Source organism: Citrobacter sp. LST-B2 (genome assembly GCF_057983045.1).
Window position 1 is genome coordinate 948877 of the sequence record NZ_CP192598.1, and the last position, 16627, is coordinate 965503.

14 protein-coding genes are annotated in these 16627 nt (G+C 54.9%); 6 read left to right on the forward strand and 8 right to left on the reverse strand.

All coding sequences use genetic code 11. The features are described 5' to 3' along the window. The first annotated feature begins 26 nt into the window (after nt 1-26). The 5 genes from ACQ0PY_RS04625 to folA all read left to right on the forward strand — a co-directional run bounded on the left by ACQ0PY_RS04625 (nt 27) and on the right by folA (nt 4860). The gene (locus ACQ0PY_RS04625) at nt 27-1358 is read left to right on the forward strand and encodes an MFS transporter (protein ID WP_109740612.1); all 1332 of its coding nucleotides are present in this window, start codon (nt 27-29) and stop codon (nt 1356-1358) included. Nucleotides 1359-1460: 102 nt separating this feature from the next. Then, complete coding sequence (locus ACQ0PY_RS04630; RefSeq protein WP_042997976.1) at nt 1461-1694, forward strand: YgdI/YgdR family lipoprotein; 234 nt, start codon at nt 1461-1463, stop codon at nt 1692-1694. Nucleotides 1695-1797: 103 nt separating this feature from the next. After that, nucleotides 1798-2328 carry a glutathione-regulated potassium-efflux system oxidoreductase KefF gene (kefF, locus tag ACQ0PY_RS04635; RefSeq protein WP_044255558.1) on the forward strand — a complete coding sequence of 177 codons (531 nt, stop codon included), beginning with the start codon at nt 1798-1800 and terminating at the stop codon, nt 2326-2328. Further along, complete coding sequence (gene kefC / locus ACQ0PY_RS04640; RefSeq protein ID WP_044255555.1) at nt 2321-4183, forward strand: glutathione-regulated potassium-efflux system protein KefC; 1863 nt, start codon at nt 2321-2323, stop codon at nt 4181-4183. The genes kefF and kefC overlap by 8 nt, the downstream gene beginning before the upstream one ends. Before the next feature lie 197 nt (nt 4184-4380). Further along, a complete protein-coding gene (gene folA / locus ACQ0PY_RS04645) occupies nt 4381-4860 on the forward strand; it encodes a type 3 dihydrofolate reductase (protein WP_042997972.1) in 480 nt (159 codons plus the stop codon). Between the two features lie 92 nt (nt 4861-4952). Here folA and apaH read toward each other — a convergent pair whose 3' ends face one another. From apaH to lptD, 6 genes are read right to left on the reverse strand one after another with little or no spacing between them, the layout of a single operon-like run. Next, nucleotides 4953-5801, reverse strand: coding sequence for a bis(5'-nucleosyl)-tetraphosphatase (symmetrical) ApaH (gene apaH / locus ACQ0PY_RS04650; protein WP_042997971.1), 849 nt, complete (start codon nt 5799-5801; stop codon nt 4953-4955). 10 nt (nt 5802-5811) lie between these two features. After that, on the reverse strand, nt 5812-6189 hold the full coding sequence (apaG, locus tag ACQ0PY_RS04655) for a Co2+/Mg2+ efflux protein ApaG (protein WP_042997970.1): 378 nt from the start codon (nt 6187-6189) through the stop codon (nt 5812-5814). A gap of 2 nt (nt 6190-6191) precedes the next feature. Further along, nucleotides 6192-7013 carry a 16S rRNA (adenine(1518)-N(6)/adenine(1519)-N(6))-dimethyltransferase RsmA gene (gene rsmA, locus ACQ0PY_RS04660; protein WP_044255552.1) on the reverse strand — a complete coding sequence of 274 codons (822 nt, stop codon included), beginning with the start codon at nt 7011-7013 and terminating at the stop codon, nt 6192-6194. Continuing rightward, the gene (pdxA, locus tag ACQ0PY_RS04665) at nt 7010-7999 is read right to left on the reverse strand and encodes a 4-hydroxythreonine-4-phosphate dehydrogenase PdxA (RefSeq protein ID WP_042997968.1); all 990 of its coding nucleotides are present in this window, start codon (nt 7997-7999) and stop codon (nt 7010-7012) included. Before pdxA ends, rsmA begins: the two co-directional genes overlap by 4 nt. Then, complete coding sequence (gene surA, locus ACQ0PY_RS04670; protein WP_044267387.1) at nt 7999-9285, reverse strand: peptidylprolyl isomerase SurA; 1287 nt, start codon at nt 9283-9285, stop codon at nt 7999-8001. The genes pdxA and surA overlap by 1 nt, the downstream gene beginning before the upstream one ends. A 53-nt stretch (nt 9286-9338) precedes the next feature. Continuing rightward, entirely contained in the window at nt 9339-11693 is a 2355-nt protein-coding gene (gene lptD, locus ACQ0PY_RS04675; RefSeq protein WP_044267389.1) for an LPS assembly protein LptD, read from the reverse strand. 255 nt (nt 11694-11948) lie between these two features. On the opposite strand from lptD, the gene djlA reads away from it, so the two are divergent. After that, nucleotides 11949-12764 (forward strand): co-chaperone DjlA, encoded by an 816-nt coding sequence (djlA, locus tag ACQ0PY_RS04680; RefSeq protein WP_054176442.1) that lies wholly within the window; start codon nt 11949-11951, stop codon nt 12762-12764. Between the two features lie 163 nt (nt 12765-12927). On the opposite strand, the gene rluA is transcribed toward djlA, so the two are convergent. Both rluA and rapA read right to left on the reverse strand, forming a co-directional pair. Continuing rightward, entirely contained in the window at nt 12928-13587 is a 660-nt protein-coding gene (gene rluA / locus ACQ0PY_RS04685; protein ID WP_109739867.1) for a bifunctional tRNA pseudouridine(32) synthase/23S rRNA pseudouridine(746) synthase RluA, read from the reverse strand. Nucleotides 13588-13598: 11 nt separating this feature from the next. Further along, a complete protein-coding gene (rapA, locus tag ACQ0PY_RS04690; protein WP_044267394.1) occupies nt 13599-16505 on the reverse strand; it encodes an RNA polymerase-associated protein RapA in 2907 nt (968 codons plus the stop codon). Nucleotides 16506-16627: the final 122 nt, after the last annotated feature.

Sequence of the window (16627 nt, forward strand, 5' to 3'; positions counted from 1 at the left end):
CGAATGTCGGCAAACAGGACATTGCCATGCAACAGCCCAGGAACTTTGATGACATCCAGTTCTCCTCTATTCACCGCAGGATCATGCTGTGGGGAAGCGGTGGACCGTTTCTGGATGGTTATGTGCTGGTGATGATTGGCGTCGCGCTAGAACAGCTCACGCCTGCGCTGAAGCTGGATGCTGAGTGGATTGGCCTGTTGGGCGCGGGGACGCTGGCCGGGCTGTTTGTCGGCACCTCTTTTTTTGGCTATATCTCGGACAAAGTGGGGCGGCGCAAAATGTTTCTTATCGATATCATCGCTATTGGGGTGATATCGGTGGCCACTATGTTTGTCTCATCTCCGGTTGAACTGCTGGTGATGCGGGTGCTGATTGGCGTGGTGATTGGTGCGGATTATCCCATTGCCACCTCGATGATCACCGAATTTTCCAGTACCCGCCAACGTGCCTTCTCTATAAGCTTTATTGCGGCGATGTGGTACGTCGGCGCGACCTGCGCCGATCTGGTTGGTTACTGGCTCTATGACGTCGAGGGCGGCTGGCGCTGGATGCTGGGCAGCGCGGCGATCCCTTGCTTGTTGATCCTGATTGGTCGCTTCGATCTGCCCGAGTCTCCGCGCTGGCTGTTGCGTAAAGGCCGGGTCAAAGAGTGTGAAGCGATGATGATCAAGCTGTTCGGTGAGCCGGTTGCGTTCGATGAAGACACAGCGCAGGAGACGCGCTTTTTACAATTGTTTAATCGTCGCCACTTCCCGTTTGTGCTGTTTGTCGCCGCGATCTGGACCTGTCAGGTGATCCCGATGTTTGCCATTTACACCTTTGGTCCGCAGATCGTCGGCCTGTTGGGACTGGGGGCCGGGAAGAGCGCAGCGCTGGGGAATGTGGTGATCAGCCTGTTCTTTATGCTGGGCTGTATCCCGCCAATGTTCTGGCTGAACAGCGCGGGGCGGAGGCCGCTGCTGATTGGCAGCTTCGTGATGATGACGCTGGCGTTGGCGGTGCTGGGGCTGATCCCGGAAATGGGGATCTGGCTGGTGGTGACGGCATTCGCGGTGTACGCCTTTTTCTCCGGCGGACCGGGGAATTTGCAATGGCTCTATCCCAATGAACTGTTCCCGACCGACATCCGCGCCTCCGCAGTGGGGGTTATCATGTCGTTGAGTCGTATCGGTACCATCCTCTCGACCTGGGCGCTGCCTATTTTCATTACTAAATATGGTATTAGTCAGGTGATGCTGATGGGGGCGGGGATCTCGTTGGTCGGGTTGCTGGTCTCCATTGCCTTCGCGCCAGAAACGCGCGGTCTGACGCTTGCCCAGACCAGTACGATGACGATTCGCAGGAAACCGTTGTGTTAAGGTGAGTCTTCAGAGTGTTCTGTATTTCCCCTCAACCTCAGTCAGTACGTCTACAGTTAATGGGTATATCACTGAAAATGACTGAAAAGCAGGGAGAACACCATGCAAAAGAAACTATTAATCGCTTCCCTTTTCACCGCAGCAACCGTCTTTACTCTCGCAGGCTGCTCCTCGAACCAGGCTGTGCGTACGACCGATGGCCGAACCATTGTCACCGACGGTAAACCGCAGGTAGACGATGACACGGGCCTGGTCTCCTACAAAAATGCCGAAACGGGTCAGACGGAGCAAATTAACCGCGATCAGGTGAAAAATATGAGCGAGCTGGATAACTAGTTCAATTTTCCCCATTCATCCGCTCAATAATATTCACTATTAGCCTGTTGGTTTACTGACTACACTCTCTTATAAAACAGAGTGGTAAAATAACAGGCTAATCATGATTCTTATCATTTATGCGCATCCTTATCCGCAGCATTCGCATGCGAATAAACGGATGCTTGAGCAGGCAAGGACGCTGGAAGGCGTCGAAGTTCGTTCTCTCTATGAACTCTACCCTGATTTCAATATTGATATCGCTGCGGAACAAGAGGCGCTTTCTCGCGCTGACCTGATCGTCTGGCAGCATCCCATGCAATGGTACAGCGTTCCCCCCCTACTCAAACTGTGGATGGATAAAGTGCTTTCCCACGGCTGGGCCTATGGTCACGGCGGGACCGCGCTGCGCGGTAAGCAGGTCATGTGGGCGGTGACTACTGGCGGCGGCGATAATCACTTCGATATCGGCTCGCATCCGGGGTTTGACGTACTCTCACAGCCGCTCCAGGCGACAGCCATCTACTGCGGGCTCAACTGGCTTGCGCCGTTTGCAATGCACTGTACGTTTATTTGCGACGACGAAACGCTGCAGGCGCAGGCGCGTCATTACAAGCAACGACTGATGGCATGGCAGGAGGCGCACAATGGATAGCCATACGCTCATACAGGCGCTGATTTATCTTGGGTCGGCGGCGCTGATCGTGCCGATTGCCGTCCGGTTGGGCTTAGGCTCGGTTCTGGGGTATCTCATTGCGGGGTGCATCATCGGCCCCTGGGGGTTACGTCTGGTGACCGATGCCGAATCTATTCTGCACTTTGCTGAAATCGGCGTGGTGCTGATGCTGTTTGTCATTGGCCTGGAGCTTGATCCCCAGCGGCTATGGAAACTGCGCGCTTCAGTGTTTGGCGGCGGCGCGCTACAGATGGTGGTCTGCGGCGGCCTGATTGGTCTGTTTTGTATGTTCCTCGGTCTGCGCTGGCAGGTGGCGGAACTGATTGGTATGACGCTGGCGCTCTCCTCCACGGCGATAGCTATGCAGGCGATGAATGAGCGCAACCTGACCGTTTCGCAGATGGGACGCAGCGCCTTTGCTGTGCTGCTGTTCCAGGACATCGCGGCGATTCCGCTGGTGGCAATGATTCCGCTACTGGCGACCAGCGGGGCGTCAACCACGCTTGGCGCATTCGCGCTGTCGGCACTGAAAGTGGCTGGTGCGTTAGTCCTGGTGGTACTGCTGGGGCGCTATGTGACCCGCCCGGCGCTGCGTTTCGTTGCGCGTTCTGGCCTGCGCGAAGTCTTCAGCGCCGTGGCGCTGTTTCTGGTCTTTGGCTTCGGGCTGTTGCTTGAAGAGGTTGGGCTGTCGATGGCGATGGGGGCGTTCCTGGCTGGCGTATTGCTGGCAAGCTCTGAGTATCGCCACGCGCTGGAAAGCGACATCGAGCCGTTTAAAGGGCTGCTGCTGGGGCTGTTTTTCATCGGTGTCGGCATGTCTATCGACTTCGGGACGCTTATCGATAATCCACTCCGTATCATCATTCTGCTGGTCGGTTTCCTGGTGATTAAAACCGGGATGCTATGGCTGATTGCCCGTCCTTTACAGGTGCCGAATAAGCAGCGCCGCTGGTTTGCGGTACTCCTCGGACAGGGCAGTGAGTTCGCGTTTGTGGTCTTTGGCGCGGCGCAGATGGCGAACGTGCTCGATCCACAATGGGCGAAGGCGCTGACGCTGGCGGTGGCACTGTCGATGGCCGCGACGCCGATTTTCCTGGTCATCCTTACGCGAATGGAGAAATCCGCTTCCGGTGAAGAGCGGGAAGCCGATGAAATTGATGAAGAACAGCCGCGGGTGATTATTGCCGGATTTGGCCGCTTCGGGCAGATCACCGGTCGTTTACTGCTCTCCAGCGGTGTGAAGATGGTCGTTCTCGATCACGATCCGGACCACATCGAGACGCTGCGTAAATTTGGCATGAAGGTGTTCTACGGTGATGCGACGCGGATGGATCTGCTGGAGTCCGCCGGGGCGGCGAAAGCGGAAGTGCTGATCAACGCCATTGACGATCCGCAAACCAACCTGGAGCTGACGGAGATGGTAAAAGACCATTTCCCGAACCTGCAAATTATTGCCCGGGCACGCGATGTCGATCATTACATTCGTTTGCGCCAGGCGGGCGTCGAGCAACCGGAACGTGAAACGTTTGAAGGCGCGCTTAAAACCGGGCGTCTGGCGCTGGAAAGTCTTGGGCTTGGCCGCTATGAAGCGCGTGAACGCGCGGACCTGTTCCGTCGCTTTAATACACAAATGGTAGAAGAGATGGCGAAAGGTGAGGATGATGCCACCTCCCGTGCGGCAGTCTATAAACGGACCAGCGCGATGCTGAGTGAAATCATCACCGAGGATCGCGAACATCTGTCGTTGATTCAGCGTCATGGCTGGCAGGGGACTGAGGAAGGCAAACACACGGGAGACGTTGCCGATGAGCCAGAAGTTAAACCGTCAACCTAAGTCAAAAATGTGATGTACTGCAAACTTTACTGTTAACCAATTGTTTTTGAACTACTGTAATGCCGGGAGTCCACTGACAAGTCGTGGACTCGCCAGCAGATCGGAAAATTTTCGTGCTCTTCTTCTGTTCGTTAGTCGACGAAAGATTGCTCTTTCCGTATAGTGGCGACAATTTTTTTTGCTCCGGGAAATATTCAATGATCAGTCTGATTGCTGCGTTAGCGGTAGATCGCGTTATTGGCATGGAAAACGCCATGCCGTGGAATCTGCCTGCGGATCTCGCCTGGTTTAAACGTAATACGTTAAATAAACCTGTCGTTATGGGACGCCATACCTGGGAATCCATCGGCCGACCGTTGCCGGGACGTAAGAACATCGTCATCAGCAGCCAGCCGGGTACTGACGATCGCGTGCAGTGGGTGAAATCGGTTGATGAAGCGATTACCGCCTGTGGTGATGCACCAGAAATTATGGTGATTGGCGGTGGTCGTGTGTACGAGCAGTTCCTGCCTAAAGCGCAGAAACTGTATCTGACGCACATTGATGCGGAAGTGGAAGGGGATACGCATTTCCCGGACTACGAGCCGGACGACTGGGAATCGGTGTTCAGCGAGTTTCACGACGCTGACGGGCAGAATTCACACAGCTATTGCTTCGAAATTCTGGAACGTCGCTAAGCGATGAGTGCCGGATGGCGACGCTTAGCGTCTTATCCGGCCTACGAGATGGTTTGTAGGCCGGATAAGCGTAGCGCCATCAGGCAAACAGATCAGGCGTTAACGGCTTCGCCTTCATTCAGATCCATCTGCCGGTTTGACGGCTGCACAAAGTACTGCTTATCTTCCCAGCGCAGGCAGGTTAAATTTCCTCCCCAGCAGCACCCGGTATCCAGCGCATAGATTCCCTCCGGCGTTCCTTTTCCTTCCAGAGACGCCCAGTGACCAAACGCAATGCTGTAGGCTTCGCTGACCGGTCCGGGAATGGCAAACCACGGTTTCAACGGTGCCGGGGCATCCTCCGGGGACTCTTTGCTGTACATATCCAGTTGCCCGTTCGGGAAGCAGTAACGCATCCGGGTAAAGGCGTTGGTGATAAAGCGCAGGCGTGCCAGTCCGGTCAGTTCCGGCGTCCAGTTATTTGGCATGTCGCCATACATGGCGTCGAGGAAGAAGGGGTAAGAGTCACTCGACAGCACCGCTTCAACATCGCGCGCGCAGTCTTTGGCAGTCTGCAAATCCCACTGCGGTGTGATACCCGCATGCGCCATCACCAGTTTTTTCTCTTCATCTATCTGCAACAGCGGTTGGCGACGCAGCCAGTTGAGCAGTTCGTCTGCGTCCGGCGCTTCCAGCAGCGGACTCAGGCGGTCTTTCGGTTTGTTACGACTGATACCGGCGAAGACCGCCAGCAGATGCAGGTCGTGATTACCCAGCACCAGGCGCACGCAGTCACCGAGTGATTTCACATAACGCAGCACGTCCAGTGAACCTGGGCCACGAGCAACCAGATCCCCCGTCAGCCACAGGGTATCGCTTTCAGGGGTAAAATTGACTTGTTGTAGCAATGCGATCAGTTCGTCGTAGCAACCGTGAACGTCGCCAATAAGGTATGTTGCCATAGTTATTGTTTTAGTGAATGAGAGTGGAAACGGCGAGTCGGAAAACCGGAATATCGATGGTAAAGGCGACGCCGTTCTCATCAATCATTTCGTAATGACCCTGCATCGTGCCCAGCGGCGTTTCGATAACAGCGCCGCTGGTGTACTGGTACTCTTCGCCAGGCTCAATGTGCGGCTGAACGCCAACCACACCTTCTCCCTGGACTTCAGTTTCTCGGCCATGACCGTTGGTGATCAACCAATAGCGTCCCAGTAGCTGCACGGGCGCTCGCCCCAGATTGCGGATGGTTACGGTGTAGGCAAAAACGTAACGGTCATCTTCAGGTGAGGATTGCGCTTCAATATAGACGCTTTGGACCTGAATACACACTCGGGGCGAATTGATCATGCTTAACTCTCCTTCGATGGCGCGTGTTCTGACAGATAGTTCGCCATCTGGCAGTACTGCGCGACAGAGATATTTTCCGCTCGCATTGCCGGGTCAATACCCAGTTCCGTCATGACCTCAACGCTGAACAGATTGCCGAGGCTGTTACGAATCGTTTTACGGCGCTGGTTGAACGCTTCTGTGGTGATGCGGCTCAACAGGCGAATATCGTTGACCGGATAGGGCATCGTAGTGTGCGGCACCAGGCGCACCACGGCGGAATCGACTTTTGGCGGCGGCGTGAAGGCGGACGGCGGCACTTCAAGCACCGGGATCACGTTGCAATAATATTGCGCCATGACGCTTAAGCGACCATACGCCTTACTGTTTGGTCCTGCAACCAGACGATTCACCACCTCTTTTTGCAACATAAAGTGCATATCGGCAATGGCATCAGTATAGCTAAACAGGTGGAACATCAGCGGCGTAGAGATGTTATAAGGCAGGTTACCAAACACGCGTAGCGGTTGACCCATCTTTTCAGACAATTCGCCGAAATTCATGGTCATGGCGTCCTGCTGATAGATAGTCAGCTTGGGGCCCAGGAAGGGATGCGTTTGCAGACGCGCGGCCAGATCGCGGTCCAGTTCAATGACCGTCAGCGCATCCAGACGTTCGCCAACCGGCTCCGTCAACGCAGCCAGACCGGGGCCGATTTCGACCATCGCCTGACCCTTCTGCGGGTTAATGGCGGAGACAATGCTGTCGATCACAAACTGATCGTTGAGGAAGTTTTGCCCGAAGCGTTTACGGGCTAAGTGGCCCTGATGGACTCGATTATTCATTGGGTATTAACAATCATTTTGATGGCGAGATTAAGCGCCGTAATAAAACTGCCGACATCAGCTTCACCCCGGCCCGCCAGTTCAAGCGCGGTACCGTGATCCACCGAGGTACGAATAAAAGGCAGGCCCAGCGTGATATTCACGCCGCGACCAAATCCCTGGTATTTTAGCACGGGGAGACCCTGATCGTGGTACATCGCCAGTACCGCATCAGCATGTTGCAGATATTTGGCCTGAAACAACGTGTCGGCGGGTAATGGACCTGTCAATTTCATCCCCTGCGCGCGGAGCGTATCGAGCACCGGAACGATCGTGTCGATCTCCTCGCTGCCCATATGCCCCCCTTCACCGGCATGCGGATTCAGACCACAGACCAGCACGTGCGGATCGTCCACGCCAAATTTGGTGCGCAGATCGTGATGCAGAATGCCAATCACTTCGTGCAGCAGTGCTGGTGTAATGGCATCGGCGACGTCACGCAGCGGCAGATGGGTCGTTGCCAGTGCGACGCGTAACTCCTCCGTCGCCAGCATCATCACCACTTTTTTCGCCTGCGAGCGCTCTTCAAAAAACTCGGTGTGACCGGTGAAAGGCACGCCCGCGTCGTTGATAACGCCCTTATGCACAGGGCCCGTAATCAGCGCCGCAAATTCACCCTCTACACAACCGTCACAGGCACGGGCCAGCGTCTGCACCACATACTCGCCATTCTCCACGGCCAACTGCCCAGGAACGACGGGCGCACGAAGCGCGACCGGTAACAGCGTAAGCGTGCCGGCAGTCTGCGGTTTAGCAGGCCTTTGCGGGGAGTAAGGGCGTAATGTGAGGGGAAGACCGAGCATTGCTGCCCGGTCAGTCAATACCGTGGCATCGGCACAGACCACCAGTTCAACCGGCCAGTCGCGCTGGGCAAGTTGAACGACGAGATCCGGACCAATCCCGGCGGGTTCGCCGGGAGTGATCACTACGCGTTGAGCAACCGTCATTAATTGCTCAGGATTTTAACGTAAGCGCTGGCGCGTTGTTCCTGCATCCAGGTTGCTGCTTCTTCTGAGAACTTCCGGTTCATCAGCATACGGTAAGCGCGATCTTTCTGCGCGGCGTCGGTTTTATCGACGTTACGCGTATCCAGCAGTTCGATCAGGTGCCAACCGAAAGAGGAGTGCACCGGTGCGCTCATCTGGCCTTTGTTCATGCGGGTTAACGCATCACGGAATGCCGGATCGAAAATGTCCGCAGCCGCCCAGCCCAGATCGCCGCCCTGGTTAGCCGAGCCGGGATCCTGAGAAAACTCTTTCGCTGCGGCAGCAAAGGTGGTTTTACCGCTCTTAATATCAGCGGCGATTTGCTCAAGCTTCAGACGCGCCTGCTGATCGGTCATGATCGGCGACGGCTTCAACAGAATATGGCGGGCATGAACTTCGGTCACGGAGATGCTCTGGCTCTGGCCGCGCATATCATTCACTTTCAGGATATGGAAGCCGACACCGGAACGAATCGGGCCAACGATGTCGCCTTTCTTCGCGGTACTCAGCGCCTGAGCAAAAATGCCTGGCAGTTCCTGAATACGACCCCAACCCATCTGGCCGCCTTTCAGCGCCTGCTGGTCAGCAGAGTAGGTGATCGCCAGTTTGCCGAAGTCGCTGCCGTTACGGGCTTGATCGACAATGGAACGCGCCTGAGATTCTGCTTCGTTCACCTGGTCAGACGTTGGGTTTTCCGGCAGTGGGATCAGGATGTGGCTCAGGTTCAGCTCCGTACTGGCATCATTTTGATTGCCAACCTGCTGCGCCAGCGCATCCACTTCCTGCGGCAGGATCGTCACGCGGCGGCGCACTTCGCTGTTACGCACTTCAGAGATGGTCATCTCTTTACGGATCTGATTACGGTAGGTTGAGTAGCTCAGACCATCGTAAGCCAGACGGCTTCGCATCTGGTCCAGCGTCATGTTGTTCTGTTTAGCGATATTGGCAATCGCCTGATCAAGCTGTTCGTCAGAGATTTTTACGCCCATCTTCTGACCCATCTGCAGGACAATCTGATCCATGATCAGACGTTCCAGGATCTGATGACGCAGCGTAGCGTCGTCCGGAAGCTGTTGACCTGCCTGGTTGGCGTTCAATTTGACAGACTGCATCAGGCCATCAACGTCGCTTTCCAGTACCACACCGTTATTTACGACGGCTGCGACTTTATCGACTACCTGCGGGGCAGCGAAACTGGTATTCGCGATCATGGCGATACCGAGAAGCAGCGTTTTCCAGTTCTTCATACTTTTTCCATTTCAATTAACCGCACTGCGGATTACGTGGTAAATCAATCAGATCACAAAGAGTTTTGATACGGCAAAATGTTGGAACGTAACATCTCGCTCGTGCCGAGACCATAGTTGGAACTCAGACCACGAAGTTCAATGTTAAAGCCAATCACGTTGTCATACACCGCGTGTTCTTTATCGCTATCCCAACCGTTCAGCTTACGCTCGTAACCGACGCGGATCGCATAACAGCAGGAGTTGTACTGCACACCTAACATCTGGTCGGCGGGTTTATTCACGTTAGTGTCGAAGTAGTAGGCACCCACAATCGACCAGCGATCGGCAATCGGCCAACTGGCGACGGTACCGATCTGGCTAATCCCGTTTTTGTACTGCTCTGCCGTGGAATATCTTGCTGGCAATGTCGCCTGAATATACTCCGGGCTGGCGTAACGGTAGTTCAACTGAACCAGACGGTCTTCATCACGACGATATTCGATACTGGAACTGCTGGTGGCGACGCTATCCAGACGGGTGTCGTACTGAATACCGCCACGCAGGCCCCAACGATCCGAAATACGCCAGTAGGTGTCACCCGCCCATACTAATGAACCTGTCTGGTCATCGTTCTCCCATTGGATGTTGTCATCGCCAGTGCGAGACTCCGTGAAATAGTAGATTTGACCAACAGAAACGTTAAAACGTTCAACCGCTGTCTCATCATATATGCGAGATGTGACGCCCGTCGTGACCTGGTTGGCGGAGGCAATGCGGTCCAGACCGCCATAGCTGCGGTCACGGAACAGGCCGGTATAGTCAGATTGCAGCAGGGAAGAGTCGTAGTTGTAGATGTTGCTCTGGTCGCGATACGGCACGTACAGATACTGCGCGCGCGGCTCCAGCGTCTGGGTATAACCCGGCGCGAGCATGTTCATATCCCGTTCAAACACCATCTTGCCGTCGACTTTGAACTGCGGCATCACACGGTTGGCGGTATCATCCAACTGAGTGGTATTACGGTTGTTATACCAGTCCAGATTGGTTTGCTGATAATGGGTTGCCAGCAGTTTCGCTTCGGTATTGATGCTGCCCCACTGGTTTGACAACGGCAGGCTGACGGTCGGCTCCAGGTGCAGGCGCGTCGCTTCCGGCATGTTGTCTTTGGTATTCACAAAATGCACGGCCTGGCCATAAATACGGGTATCAAACGGACCCAGGTCGTTCTGATAGAAGTTGACGTCTAACTGTGGTTCAGCGGAATAACTGCTGGTGTTTTGATCGCTGAACACCTGGAACTGTTTGGTTGAGACAGTGGCGTCAAAGTTCTGCACCGCATAGCCGACGCTGAATTTCTGCGTCGCGTAACCGTCGGTACTTGAACCGTACTTGTTATCGAAATCATTAAAGTAGCTGGAGTCGCTCACTTTGGTGTAGTCGACGTTGAAACGCCACACCTGATCCATCACCCCCGCATGTCGCCAGTAAAACAGCCAGCGGCGCGAGTTGTCATCGTTCGGATGCTCATCGTCGTAGACGCGATCGGAGTTCAGATAGTCGAATTCCATAATACCGGCGCCCGCCTGGCTCAGGTAGCGGAATTCGTTCTCCCACATTACGCCGCCGCGACGGTGCATATAGTGCGGCGTCAGGGTCGCATCCATGTTTGGCGCAATGTTCCAGTAATACGGCAGATAGAACTCAAAATAGTTCTTTGTCGTGTACTTGGCGTTGGGGATCAGGAAACCGGAGCGGCGTTTATCCCCGACCGGCAATTGCAAATACGGACTGTAAAAGACAGGAACCGGACCCAGCTTAAAGCGGGCGTTCCAGATTTCTGCGACCTGTTCTTCACGGTCATGGATCACTTCGCTACCGACGACGCTCCAGGTATCAGAACCTGGCAGACAGGAGGTGAAACTCCCGTTCTCAAGAATGGTATAGCGGTTTTCGCCGCGCTGTTTCATCAGATCCGCTTTACCGCGGCCCTGACGGCCTACCATCTGGTAGTCGCCTTCCCAGACGTTGGTGTCTTTGGTGTTCAGGTTCGCCCAGCCCTTCGGTCCTTTCAGGATAACCTGGTTGTCATCGTAATGGACGTTGCCGAGCGCATCGACGGTACGTACAGGCTCAGGCTGACCCTGAGCCTCTTTCTGATGAAGCTGCACCTCGTCGGCCTGCAGACGGCTGTTGCCCTGCATGATATCCACATTGCCGGTAAACACCGCGTCGTCAGGATAATTTCCTTTCGCATGATCGGCATTAATCGTGACGGGGAGTTCATTTGTCTCGCCCTGCACCAGAGGACGGTCATAGCTTGGCACGCCTAACATACATTGTGAGGCGAGACTGGCTGCCAGACCCTGTTGACTGTAAAGGGCAGTGGCAATCATGGTGGCCAGGAGGGTGGGAATACGTTTTTTCATACGTTGTATTTTATTGTTCCATCATCAGTAGCGTCGCGCGTGACAAACCGCCACAGCCTAACTTACTCATGTTCGTAGCGCTAGTGTTAATCCTGCCGCTATAGCGTCTGTGGTGTTAGTCACGGCTGTGAATGACAGGTATGATAATGCAAATTATAGGCGATGTCCCACAATTGACCGTAGCCGAAAGATCGTAAAAAGCCGCTTATTTTGTGGGACCTGGCCTCACCGAGAGTGAGACAAATTGGGGAGTCTATGCAGTACTGGGGAAAAATAATTGGCGTGGCCGTGGCTCTGCTCATGGGCGGCGGCTTTTGGGGCGTGGTGCTGGGGCTGTTGGTTGGCCACATGTTCGACAAAGCCCGCAGCCGCAAAATGGCGTGGTTTGCCAACCAGCGTGAGCGTCAGGCGCTGTTTTTTGCCACCACCTTTGAGGTGATGGGGCACTTAACCAAATCGAAAGGACGGGTTACCGAAGCCGATATCCATGTCGCCAATGTGCTGATGGACAGGATGAATTTGCACGGTGAATCGCGATCGGCTGCGCAAAATGCGTTTCGTATCGGAAAATCAGATAATTACCCGTTACGTGAAAAAATGCGCCAGTTTCGTAGCGTCTGTTTTGGTCGCTTCGATCTTATTCGTATGTTTCTTGAAATTCAGATTCAGGCGGCGTTTGCCGATGGTTCACTGCATCCCAACGAGCGTGAAGTGCTGTATGTGATTGCCGAAGAGTTGGGCATTTCCCGCACTCAGTTCGATCAGTTCCTGCGCATGATGCAAGGGGGAGCCCAGTTTGGCGGTGGTTATCAGCAGCAGTCCGGCGGCGGTGGCTGGCAGCAGGCGCAACGCGGCCCGACGCTGGAGGACGCCTGCAACGTCCTCGGGGTTAAATCTACTGACGATGCGACTACCATTAAACGTGCTTATCGTAAGCAGATGAGCGAGCACCATCCGGATAAGCTGGTGGCGAAAGGTCTGCCGCCGGAAATGATGGAAATGGCGAAGCAAAAAGCGCAGGAAATTCAGAAGGCTTACGAGCTGATCAAAGAGCAGAAAGGCTTTAAATAAATTTACACGGCATCCTTCAAGCTGCCTCTTTGTTGGCCGCGCTGTGAAACCCCAGTCACATAGTTATCTATGCTCCTGGGGATTTCTTCGCTTGCCGCCTCGATGCATCTCGAATGATTTGTGTCTATTCGCGAGCGTAATTCAAAGGGGCTACGTTATAAGATTAAAAATCCGCTGGCGCTTTAAACGTCATGCTGTTGCCGTATGCGGGATGGGTGATGGTCAGCATCTCGGCATGCAGTTGCAGTCGGGGGGCCATCGCCAGCGCCTCAGGCGGGGCATAAAAACGGTCGCCGAGAATGGGGTGGCCTAACGCCAGCATATGTACGCGCAGTTGGTGTGAACGTCCGGTGATGGGCTTCAACACTAGTCGCGCGGTGTTATCTTCCGCAAACTCCACCACTTCATATTCGGTCTGCGCTGCTTTGCCGGTTTCATAACACACTTTCTGTTTCGGACGATTCGGCCAGTCGCAGATGAGCGGTAAATCCACCAGTCCCTCTGCGGGCGCAGGATGTCCCCATACCCGCGCCACATACTGTTTTTTCGGCTCGCGCTCGCGAAACTGACGCTTCAGCTCTCGCTCTGCCGCCTTGGTGAGGGCCACTACAATTACGCCGCTGGTTGCCATATCCAGACGATGCACAGATTCAGCCTGTGGATAGTCGCGTTGGATACGCGTCATCACGCTGTCTTTGTGTTCCTCAAGACGCCCCGGCACGGATAACAGGCCGCTTGGCTTGTTGACCACCATAATGTGCTCATCCTGATACAGGATCACCAGCCAGGGATCCTGCGGCGGATTGTAGTTTTCCATCGCCATATTTGACTCCGTTACTGATGCGTGACGACGATAAGACGAAGCGCATCCAGACGCCATCCTGCCTGATTCAGGCTTTCCAGCACCTGTTGACGGTTGCTTTCAATGGCCGCGAGTTCATCATCACGAATGTTTGGGTTGACGGCGCGCAGCGCTTCCAGGCGCGACAGTTCAGCAGACAATTTTTCATCCGCTTCATTACGCGCCGCGTCAATCAGGGCGCGGGCGGACTTCTCAACCTGCGCTTCACCCAGTTGCAGAATCGCATGAACATCCTGCTGCACCGCATTAACCAGTTTGCTGCCGGTGTGGCGGTTTACGGCACTCAACTGGCGGTTGAAGGTTTCAAACTCCACCTGCGCCGCGAGGTTGTTGCCGTTTTTATCCAGCAGCATGCGCACCGGCGTCGGCGGCAGGAAGCGGTTAAGCTGCAACTGCTTCGGTGCCTGGGCTTCCACAACGTATACCAGCTCCAGAAGCAGCGTACCGACCGGCAGCGCCTTATTTTTCAACAAGGAAATGGTACTGCTACCGGTATCACCAGAGAGGATCAGATCCAGCCCGTTACGGATCAGCGGATGTTCCCAGGTAATAAACTGCGCGTCTTCACGCGACAGCGCCACGTCACGTTCAAAGGTAATGGTACAACCGTCTTCCGGTAGCCCCGGGAAGTCCGGCACCAGCATGTGATCGGATGGGGTCAGTACAATCAGGTTTTCACCACGATCGTCCTGGTTAATCCCCACGATATCAAACAGGTTCATGGCAAAGGCGATAAGGCTGGTGTCGTCGTCCTGCTCTTCAATACTTTCGGCCAGTTGCTGCGCTTTTTCGCCGCCGTTGGAGTGGATCTCCAGCAGACGGTCGCGGCCCTGTTCCAGCTGCGCTTTCAGCGCTTCGTGTTGTTCGCGACAGCTTTTGATCAGATCCTCAAAGCCATCGGTCTCTTCGGGCGCCGCCAGGTAGTTAATCAGGTTGCTGTAAACCGTGTCATAAATAGCACGACCGGTCGGGCAGGTATGTTCGAACGCATCCAGACCTTCGTGATACCAGCGAACCAGCACCGACTGGGCGGTTTTCTCTAAATACGGGACATGGATTTGGATATCGTGCGCCTGGCCGATGCGGTCGAGACGACCAATACGTTGTTCCAGCAGGTCCGGGTTAAATGGCAGGTCGAACATCACCAGGTTGCTGGCAAACTGGAAGTTACGACCTTCCGAGCCGATTTCTGAACACAGCAGCACCTGTGCACCGCTGTCCTCTTCGCCGAACCAGGCGGCGGCGCGGTCACGTTCGATAATCGACATCCCTTCGTGGAAGACCGCCGCGCGGATACCTTCGCGCTCGCGCAGCACTTGCTCCAGCTGCAGGGCGGTTGCCGCCTTCGCACAGATCACCAGCACTTTCTGTGAGCGATGGCTGGTCAGGTAGCCCATCAGCCACTCAACGCGTGGGTCGAAGTTCCACCAGGTGCCGGTATCCCCTTCAAATTCCTGATAAATCTGTTCCGGATAGAGCATGTCACGCGCTCTGTCTTCGGCGTTTTTGCGGGCACCCATGATGCCGGACACTTTAATGGCAGTCTGATACTGCGTCGGCAGCGGCAGCTTAATGGTGTGCAGTTCGCGTTTCGGGAAGCCTTTTACGCCGTTACGGGTGTTACGGAACAGCACGCGGCTGGTGCCGTGGCGGTCCATCAGCATGGAAACCAGCTCCTGACGTGCGTTCTGCGCACCGTCGCGGTCGCTGTTTGCCGTTTGCAGCAGCGGTTCAATATCCTGCTCGCCAATCAGTTCGCCCAGCATGTTGAGCTCTTCATTGCTGAGCTTGTTACCGGCCAGCAGCATAGCGACGGCGTCGGCAACCGGGCGATAATTTTTCTGCTCTTCAACAAACTGTGCGAAATCGTGGAAACGGTTGGGATCCAGCAGGCGCAGACGCGCAAAGTGGCTTTCCATACCCAGTTGTTCCGGGGTGGCGGTCAGCAACAGTACGCCTGGCACGCGTTCCGCCAGTTGTTCTATCGCCACATATTCACGGCTCGGCGCCTCTTCGCTCCAGACGAGGTGGTGGGCTTCATCGACAACCAGCAGATCCCACTCGGCATCGCACAGGTGTTCCAGACGCTGCTTGTTACGGCGGGCGAAGTCCAGAGAACAGATCACCAGTTGTTCGGTTTCGAACGGGTTAAACGCATCGTGCTGCGCTTCGGCGTAGCGTTCGTCGTCAAACAGGGCGAAACGTAGATTGAAACGGCGCAGCATTTCGACCAGCCACTGATGCTGCAAGGTTTCTGGCACAATAATCAGCACGCGTTCTGCCGCGCCAGAAAGCAGTTGTTGATGCAGGATCATCCCGGCTTCAATGGTTTTGCCCAGACCCACTTCATCTGCCAGCAGTACGCGCGGCGCATGACGGCGACCCACATCGTGGGCGATGTTGAGCTGATGAGGGATCAGGCTGGTGCGCTGGCCGCGCAGACCGCTCCATGGCATGCGGTACTGTTCACTTTGAAATTTACGTGCGCGGTAGCGCAGCGCAAACCGATCCATGCGGTCAATCTGACCAGCAAACAAGCGATCCTGCGGTTTGCTGAACGCCAGTTTGCTGTCGAGCAGGACTTCACGCAGCGTGACGCCGGCTTCTTCGGTATCAAGACGGGTACCAATGTAGGCAAGCAAACCATTTTCTTCTTTTACTTCATCGATTTGCAGCTGCCAGCCTTCATGGCTGGTAATGGTATCGCCAGGGTTGAACATCACGCGGGTCACGGGGGAGTCACTGCGCGCATACAGACGGTTTTCACCGGTGGAGGGGAAAAGCAAAGTGACGGTGCGCGCATCCATGGCGACAACGGTTCCAAGTCCCAGTTCGCTTTCTGTATCGCTGATCCAGCGTTGACCAAGTGTAAAAGGCATATTTGTTCGGCTCTATATCTTTAATTGCAGGCAATAACCACCCTCTGCCAGGGAGATGCTATGGCAGAACGGTAAATGGGGTCCAGGAATGGAAAGGGCGCTATGGTAATGGATGGCGATGG